General features: G+C 53.7%; 9 protein-coding genes. 5 read left to right on the top strand and 4 right to left on the bottom strand.

Annotated elements, in window-relative coordinates; genetic code table 11:
* The 5 genes from APY94_RS11210 to APY94_RS11190 form a co-directional block, all read left to right on the top strand.
* On the top strand, window positions 1-209 hold a 209-nt coding region (locus tag APY94_RS11210; protein WP_058939715.1), incomplete at its 5' end, for a TCP-1/cpn60 chaperonin family protein.
* A gap of 71 nt (window positions 210-280) precedes the next feature.
* On the top strand, window positions 281-1,162 hold the full coding sequence (locus APY94_RS11205) for an ABC transporter ATP-binding protein (RefSeq protein ID WP_058939714.1): 882 nt from the start codon (window positions 281-283) through the stop codon (window positions 1,160-1,162).
* The gene (locus APY94_RS11200; protein WP_058939713.1) at window positions 1,146-1,829 is read left to right on the top strand and encodes a hypothetical protein; all 684 of its coding nucleotides are present in this window, start codon (window positions 1,146-1,148) and stop codon (window positions 1,827-1,829) included. The genes APY94_RS11205 and APY94_RS11200 overlap by 17 nt, the downstream gene beginning before the upstream one ends.
* A gap of 77 nt (window positions 1,830-1,906) precedes the next feature.
* Window positions 1,907-2,107 carry an antitoxin family protein gene (locus tag APY94_RS11195; protein ID WP_058939712.1) on the top strand — a complete coding sequence of 67 codons (201 nt, stop codon included), beginning with the start codon at window positions 1,907-1,909 and terminating at the stop codon, window positions 2,105-2,107.
* Window positions 2,104-2,535, top strand: a complete 432-nt coding sequence (locus APY94_RS11190; RefSeq protein ID WP_058939711.1) for a type II toxin-antitoxin system VapC family toxin — start codon at window positions 2,104-2,106, stop codon at window positions 2,533-2,535. Before APY94_RS11195 ends, APY94_RS11190 begins: the two co-directional genes overlap by 4 nt.
* Here the strand turns inward: APY94_RS11190 and taw3 are convergent.
* The 4 genes from taw3 to APY94_RS11170 all read right to left on the bottom strand — a co-directional run bounded on the left by taw3 (window position 2,509) and on the right by APY94_RS11170 (window position 6,751).
* Complete coding sequence (taw3, locus tag APY94_RS11185) at window positions 2,509-3,120, bottom strand: tRNA(Phe) 7-((3-amino-3-carboxypropyl)-4-demethylwyosine(37)-N(4))-methyltransferase Taw3 (RefSeq protein WP_058939710.1); 612 nt, start codon at window positions 3,118-3,120, stop codon at window positions 2,509-2,511. The genes APY94_RS11190 and taw3 overlap by 27 nt on opposite strands.
* 4 nt (window positions 3,121-3,124) lie before the next feature.
* Window positions 3,125-4,174, bottom strand: coding sequence for an AAA family ATPase (locus APY94_RS11180; protein WP_058939709.1), 1,050 nt, complete (start codon window positions 4,172-4,174; stop codon window positions 3,125-3,127).
* Window positions 4,175-4,207: 33 nt separating this feature from the next.
* Window positions 4,208-6,190 carry an IGHMBP2 family helicase gene (locus APY94_RS11175; RefSeq protein ID WP_058939708.1) on the bottom strand — a complete coding sequence of 661 codons (1,983 nt, stop codon included), beginning with the start codon at window positions 6,188-6,190 and terminating at the stop codon, window positions 4,208-4,210.
* A 231-nt stretch (window positions 6,191-6,421) separates the two neighbouring features.
* Entirely contained in the window at window positions 6,422-6,751 is a 330-nt protein-coding gene (locus APY94_RS11170; RefSeq protein WP_058939707.1) for a hypothetical protein, read from the bottom strand.
* Window positions 6,752-7,134 lie beyond the last annotated feature (383 nt).

The following is a 7,134-nucleotide window of genomic DNA, read 5'->3' as shown; positions in this document are numbered from 1 at the left end:
CCATCGGTGTCGACGTCTTCGAGGGCGAGCCGGCCGACATGATGGAGAAGGGCGTCATCGCTCCGGTCAGGGTCACCAAGCAGGCCATCAAGAGCGCCAGCGAGGCTGCCATAATGATCCTCAGGATCGACGACGTCATCGCCGCCAGCAAGCTCGAGAAGGACAAGGGCGGCGAGGGCGGCAGCGACTTCGGAGGCGACCTTGACTGAAGGCCTTTAACTTCTTCTTTCCTTTCGACACCTCCGAAAAGCTTTTTTAGTCCAATGAGAACTTTTCTTGTATGCCCTCCATTGAGGTAAGAGGCCTCTCCAAATGGTACGGCTCAAAAAAGGCCCTCAGCGACGTTTCCTTCACCGTGGAAGAGGGCGAGATAGTGGGAATAATCGGGCCAAACGGTGCCGGAAAGACGACGCTGATAAGGATTCTGAGCTGTCTCCTGAAGCCCGACTCCGGTGAAGTCAGAATTTTTGGAAAGGGGCCCTGCGAAGCAAGGAACCTTTTTGCACTCCTCCCACAGGACGTTAAGGCCCATTTCTACACGCTCACACCGAGGGACTACGTTTACCACTACCTCCGGATGAGGGGCTTGGCCAAGAGCGAAGCCCGGCGAAGAGCGGATGAAGCCATGGGGCTCTTCCGGATAGACTACTCGGATGAACCGATGTCCACCCTTTCGGGAGGCATGGTCAGGAGGGCCCTGCTGGCCATGGTTCTCTCAGCTGATGCTAAGCTTTACTTCCTTGACGAGCCGACCGTTGGCCTTGATGTCGAGAACAGGCTCAGCCTGTGGGAGGTTCTCCGGGAAAAGGCGGAAGAATCAACGATAGTCCTAACCAGCCACTACCTCAACGAGATATCGAGCGTCTGCGACCGCGTTCTCCTCCTCAAGGACGGCCAGGTGAAAGCCTTCGGAAGGCCCGAGAGAGTTGCGAGGGACTACCTGAGCGGTCTTCACTCGAAGATCGTCGCCTTTGAAGACGTTAAGCTTGAGGGTTTTCTCCTGAAAAAGGCCGGGAGAAATACCTACATCTACACCCGCTCCGGGCGTGAGGAGAAGGAGATAATGGAAGCCCTCGAAAGCTCAGGAGTGCCCTTCAGAAGGGAGAGTCTGACGATAGAGGACGTGTTCATCACGGGTGGTCTCGATGCTGGCGCTGATTGAGTACTACGCCAGGGCACTGACCAGGGGGAGGTTCTCCCTCATCAGCTTCGCGATTCAGCCGCTCTCCTTCATCTTCATAGTCTACGTCGTGAGCGGGGGCAGGTTCCTGAACACTGCCCTCGCTGGAGCGGTCGTTAGCTTCATAGTCGGGGTCGGCATAGCAGACCTGGCGATAGAACTCGTTGGAATGAAGACGCGTTCGAGGTTCTACGACATCCTCATGTCCCTTCCGGGAAGCGGCTGGAAGAAAGCCCTGGGGATTTCCATAGGCATGAGCGTTCCTGCCCTGCCCTATGTCCTTCTCCTCACGGTTCTCCTCCTCACGCGCCTTGGAGCCTGGGCAGTCCCCGGGATAATCCTCGGGATCATATCCCTCTGGCTGTGGAGCGCCGGGATAGGCTTCCTCCTCGGGGTGAGGATGAAGGAACCCGTTAGGACGATAAGGCTCTCGAACATACTTGTAACCGGTCTTACGGTGTTCCCGCCGGTTTACTATCCCCCCAGCGTTCTGCCCGATGGCCTTGCCAGAATCCTCATGCTCCTCCCGACGGTGAGCGCCTCACGGTTAATCTCGGGGAGCGGGGGCGGCCTTTCGCTCATCACAACCCTCCTGTGGGCCCTTCTCGGTGCGGCATTTCTCCTCAGGTTTGGAGGGCTTGAAGAATAAGGACGGTAATTTAACCTTTCAACAAAAACCCTTAAATCCAGGAGGTAAAACAAAACAAGTGGATTGGTGGTGAGATTATGGAGGAGATTGAGGCCGTTTATGAGGATGGTGTCTTCAAACCCCTTAGGAAGCCGCACCTCCACGACCGCGAGAAGGTTGTCATAGTGGTTAAGGAGAGAGTTGTAACTGAAAAGTTCCTCCAGAAGCTCGAAAAACTCAGCGAGGCTCTCCCCAAGTTTGAAAACCCCTCGAGATTAATCGAGGAGGACAGAAGATGATAGTTTTGGACGCCAACGTTCTCGTTGATGCTCTCTTCGAGGGAAACCCCGAAAGAAGAAAGTTGGCACTAGATTTTTTCAAGATGGCGGAAGGTAATCCAGTGTACATTCCGAGGATTTTTATAATTGAAGTGCTGTCCGTGGCGAAAAGACTCGGTGTGGGAATTGATTACCGGACACTGTTGAGCTTAATCGAGGAATTTAACGTAAAGGACGAGAACGAATTGTTCAACCTCGCTGTTTACGTCTCTGAGAATGTCCATCCTCGTGCGGTTGATGCCTATTACATAGCCACCGCCATGCTTACTGGAAGTGTTCTTGTTTCAAATGATAAGATAATGGTCAAAAACAGTAGAAAAGCTGGCATTGAGGCGTTTTATCTCCTTGAGGAGTTTGATAAGCTAAGGGAGAGCTTGAGTGATATTTGACAATTTCTCAATCTCTTCTTCCAGCCTCTTCAACTTCCCTTTAAACCTTCTCAGCTGGTCGTTTGCTATGTTCACGATTCTCTCGATGTAGGCCTCATCGACCCAGAGCTCTCCGTCCTTGCCGAGCGGGACGTCCATTCTCTCGGTGGAGCGTATCTCGACGAGGAGCTTCTTGTGGCTCACGCTCTTGATGTTGGAATACTTGAAACCGAGGCCTATCGCGAGGTTGAGGAGCCTAACGGCGTCCTCCATCGTCCTCGCGGCGACGTGGAGAATCGGACTCCTCACGAGGAACCAGAGCTGGCCCTTCTCGTGCCTCCCAATGGCTTCAAGGACTTCCTCGACGGAAACTTCCCTGTGCCACTTGCCGAGCCAGACGGAATTGACCTTGTCGCCGAAGTCCGGCATCTCCATGACCGAAATCCTGCCCGAGCATGAGGAGGTGGTAAAGTAGTTCTCAAGCGAGTTGATTTTATCGAGCAGGGGGATTATGTCCCCGTCCACCTTGCCCTCTTCCAGTGCCTTCCTAAGGCCTGCCATCGCCCTGGCCTTCTGCTCGTCGAAGTTTTTGGTGTAGAGGAACATGGTATCACCTCTGACCTACTAACAGTGCCGCCTTCCGGTAAGATGGCTCTGTAAACCTGTATACAACCCGATTTCCAATTGCGGATTTTGAGACGACGTAAAGGTCGTTTATTAGTGCATCTAAGAGGGTGTGAAGTGCCCTCTTTGAAATGCCCGTTCTTTCCAGCTCGCTCCAGGTTGCCCCGTATGAGAGTAGCTTTATAACCATTGGGGCATTTGGGGACCTTCCCTCGAGTATATTTTCAAGTTCGCGTTTGGCTTCTTTTACAGCGCTCTCATTGACCCTGTTAAGGGCTTTCACGTGCTCATCTCCTAGACAGCGCCTTAAGCCATAGGAACTGAGCCAGCCCGGCAGGGTCCCAAGTTCCCACAGAACGTCCTCAAGTTCTTTCTCCGATATTTTTACTCCACACTCATCGAGTCCTTTTCTTAGAAACTCCTCCGCGACGTCCCGTTCCCAGGGGTTAAGCGTTATCTCAATTGGTTGTCGGGCGTAGAGGCCCTCCGAATATGTTTGAGAGAACAGTTTTTTCACGAGTCCAGCATATGAGCCTGAAAAGACTATCAACAGTTCCGGGTTCTCATTGAATGCAACTGATAGTGCATTGAGAAACTGGGGCAATCCTTCTCTGACTTTCTGTACCTCATCAAGGATGATGACAGTTTTCTTTAGACTTCTGAGTGCTTCCTCAAGTGCTCCCGATGCTGAGGCACTAGGTTTCAGCCGGATTTCAAGGCCCTTAATCGTAATTGATGAGAGGTAAGCCCCAAGCTTTTTGATAACTCCCCGTGGCAGGTTGCGGAGTATCCTTTCAGTGGCTTCTCGAAGTGTCGTTGAGTTCCTCAAATCTATATAAACGGTGGAATAGCCATGTTTCTTGGCGAACTCCGTAGAGGATGCAATCGCGAGACTTGTCTTCCCAGCCATTCTCGGACCCAAAACCGCGACCCAACTGTTTGATTCAAGGGCGTTGATTAATCTTCTGACTTCGACATCCCTTCCGAACAATTCTTCCACTCTCTCCCTCGGACGTGGAGAAAACCAGTAACTCATGCCGACCCCCGAAACATGTTTCGGGGGTATCCCTTAAAAAGATACTCCCAGCTCATTGACCTCAACAACGGTCTCCTTCTCACCCACAAACTCCACCAGTCGTTTATAAGTTGGGTGGGCACTTAAAGTCGAGGAATCGCCTATCAAAATCAGCTTCCTCTTCGCCCTCGTCAGCGAGACGTTCAAGCGCCTCAAATCCTTCAGGAAGCCCAGCTCACCCTTCCTGTTGGAGCGAACGAAGGAGAGAACGATTACCTCCTTCTCGCGCCCCTGGTAGCCGTCGACCGTCTTCACCTCAACTTCCTCCGGCAAAAGCGAGCGTATCAGGTCGCGCTGGTCGTCGTAGGGCGTTATGACCCCAACCCACTCCGGCCTGAGGCCGAGCTCTAGAAGTCTTTCAACTGCCCCTTTAACGAGCCCCGCCTCAAGCGGGTTCTCCCTGCTCTCACTGCCGTACCTCTGCCTCTCGAAGCGGTCTTCTCTCTTTGATGTGTCTATGAAGACCAAGGTGTTCTCCGGCCTGAGGACTTCGTCCCATGAACCATCGCGCGCGGGGCTTTTAACCCCGAGGTCGGCTAGGGTTATCGCCCTGATGCTCCCGTCGGCCTCTATTCTACCGTTGTAGAACTCCCTGCTCGGGAACTCCATCAGGCGCTCGTTCATCCTGTACTGGACGGTGAGCATCTCACTCTTTCCGGGATAGCGCTCGATTAGGCCTTCGAAGAGCGTCTTGCTAAGCTCCTTCGCCTTCTCACTGAGTATCGTCGGGGGTAGCTGTTTGTGGTCTCCAGCTAAAACGAACCGCCTCACCCTGTTGATTGGTATGAGGACGCTTGGAATGGTTGCCTGCGTCGCCTCGTCTATTATCGCGACGTCGTAGGAACCGTAGTCAACGACATCAAGGCCGGCAGAGGAGTTCGTCGTTAAAACAACGTCGGCATCGCGGATGATTTCCCTCGCGATTCTCTCCTCAAGCTTTCTGGCATCGTCGAAGGTCTTCTGAACCTGCCGGTTGATCTTGATCCACTCCGCCATCTCGCGGATTAAGCGAGCGGGAACACCCCTCGTCCCGATGCCCTTCGAGGCCAGCCTGAGGATCTCCTTATCGCTCAGCCCGCGCCTGTACTTCGGGGACGGCTTAGTGAATGTGTCGCGCTTTTCAGCGAGGTTCTGGCCGATAACCCTCAACTCCCTCAGCTCGCCGTAGAGCTCGTGCCGGGTTATGAGGTAAGCTAAGGTCGTCTCGTGGAGGCTCTTTGAGACCCTGCTCGGGTGACCGACGCGAACCACCTTAATGCCCGAATGGACCAGCCTCTCCACTAGGTTGTCCACGGCAACGTTGCTTTCAGCCGTTGCCAGAACCTTGTTGCCCCTCTCCACCTCCTGCCGTATCAGCTCGGCGAGAGTCCTCGTCTTGCCGGTTCCGAACGGGCCGTGAATCAGGAAGAAGTCGGGACTGCCCAAAGCCCTCGCCACAGCTTTCCTCTGGCTCGCGTTCAGGCTTCTGTCAAAGGGCGTGAACTCGACTTCCCCGCTCTCCTCGGGCTCCCTCAGACCGAGGTAAAGCTCCAGCGCTTTCCTCCCGCTCTCGCGAAGGGCCTCAAGGTTCTCAAGCCAGCGCTTGAAGGTTATGTCGTTGGCGTACAGGTCGATGCGGACTCCCTTCAAAGCCCACTCTGGAACGGTTTCAAGGGCGACCGTTAGGAAGCGCTTCCCCTTCTCCACCGCCGTTCCAACCAGGTCGCTCTTCAATGGGTCACGCTTGCTGATTACGACCAGATCGCCAACGCTTATCTCCGTTTTTATCTCCCGGTCTCGGCCGTATTTCACCAGAAAGTAGCCCAGCTCCTCGCCGGCGATTTTACCGTTCATGCCGAGAATGGCCCTCCCGACCTTCTCCCTCTCGCGTCCGCTCAGCCTTTTCATCTCTATCCTCATAGCCTCTATCTCTGCCTTCCTCTCAAGCTCCACGAGTACCTTGAGATGAGAGATGAACTTCTCTAGTTTTTCCTCCATTTTTCCTCCCGATGAGCGAAGAGAAGAGCCGCTTAAAAGGTTGAGGGTTGCGGGTGCACAAAAGTGTAATGCATTATACTTTTATGCATAAAACTCTGCGAGGAGACCGGCATCAAATCCCTCACTGAAAAAGATCTAAAGTGAGGGTGGTCAGCCCATGCGAGTCTCCTCACCGCTCGGACGAAACTTCCCTCATCATCCCAGAAGGAGTAGGGAAGAGGGGTTAAAAAGCTAAGCCCTCTCAGAAGAAATCACCGAGACTATGTCCCTGTGGAAGGACTTCAACGCCCTCCAGTGCCGCTCGTCAATCTCGTTGCTCCACGAGACCCGCTTGTAGAACCTTTCCAGGTCGTCGAGCAGGTACTCAAGGTATTTCCTGCGTCCGCTTTCCACGCCGATGCCGTTGCTCAAGAGCTTGCCCCTCAGAAACGGCATGACCTCTGACGGCCGACCGAGGGCGGCCCAGAAGAGACCTTCCTTCAGTATTTCACCCAACAGCTCCTCAAAACCAAAGCTCCTCTCAACCTTTCCAGCGGAGGGTTTGGCCCTCCCCCCTTGCAACGTTTCTTACGGCTGCCTCCATAGTAATCACCGGGATAGCTGTACACTGGTGCCTATTTTAGTCTTTCGGGAGGGTGGTTGTATCGGTGATGAAAATTGGGGGAAAATCGGGTGAAGTTTGGATGGACGTTTTCAAAGTCTGGGTGAGATTTTGTCACATCATCAGCGCTATGACGCGAGGGTCACCATTATCGGGGCCGCGTAGGAGAGCGCTATCATAAGCTTCCTCATTCGGGATCACCGTGCACGGACATGGCATTTGCTTAAAAGCTTTACGTTTGTAAAGAGGACGGAATACCTCCTTCCGGTTTGTTCTTCTCTCCTGTGCCCCATACGTGGTTCGGGTTCCGTTGTGGAAACCCTTAAAAACCCTTGACAGGTTC

The sequence above is a fragment of the Thermococcus celericrescens genome, assembly GCF_001484195.1.
In the GTDB taxonomy this organism is placed as follows: domain Archaea; phylum Methanobacteriota_B; class Thermococci; order Thermococcales; family Thermococcaceae; genus Thermococcus; species Thermococcus celericrescens.
Note: the sequence above shows the minus strand (reverse complement) of the source record. Positions and strands in the feature narration are given on the sequence as shown.

Bases quoted from the DNA above. Each gene is read 5' to 3' on its own strand.
- APY94_RS11180 (WP_058939709.1), bottom strand. From the start codon at position 4,174: ATGAGTTACTGGTTTTCTCCACGTCCGAGGGAGAGAGTGGAAGAATTG.
- APY94_RS11200 (WP_058939713.1), top strand. From the start codon at position 1,146: ATGCTGGCGCTGATTGAGTACTACGCCAGGGCACTGACCAGGGGGAGG.
- APY94_RS11175 (WP_058939708.1), bottom strand. From the start codon at position 6,190: ATGGAGGAAAAACTAGAGAAGTTCATCTCTCATCTCAAGGTACTCGTG.
- APY94_RS11195 (WP_058939712.1), top strand. From the start codon at position 1,907: ATGGAGGAGATTGAGGCCGTTTATGAGGATGGTGTCTTCAAACCCCTT.
- taw3 (WP_058939710.1), bottom strand. From the start codon at position 3,120: ATGTTCCTCTACACCAAAAACTTCGACGAGCAGAAGGCCAGGGCGATG.
- APY94_RS11205 (WP_058939714.1), top strand. From the start codon at position 281: ATGCCCTCCATTGAGGTAAGAGGCCTCTCCAAATGGTACGGCTCAAAA.
- APY94_RS11190 (WP_058939711.1), top strand. From the start codon at position 2,104: ATGATAGTTTTGGACGCCAACGTTCTCGTTGATGCTCTCTTCGAGGGA.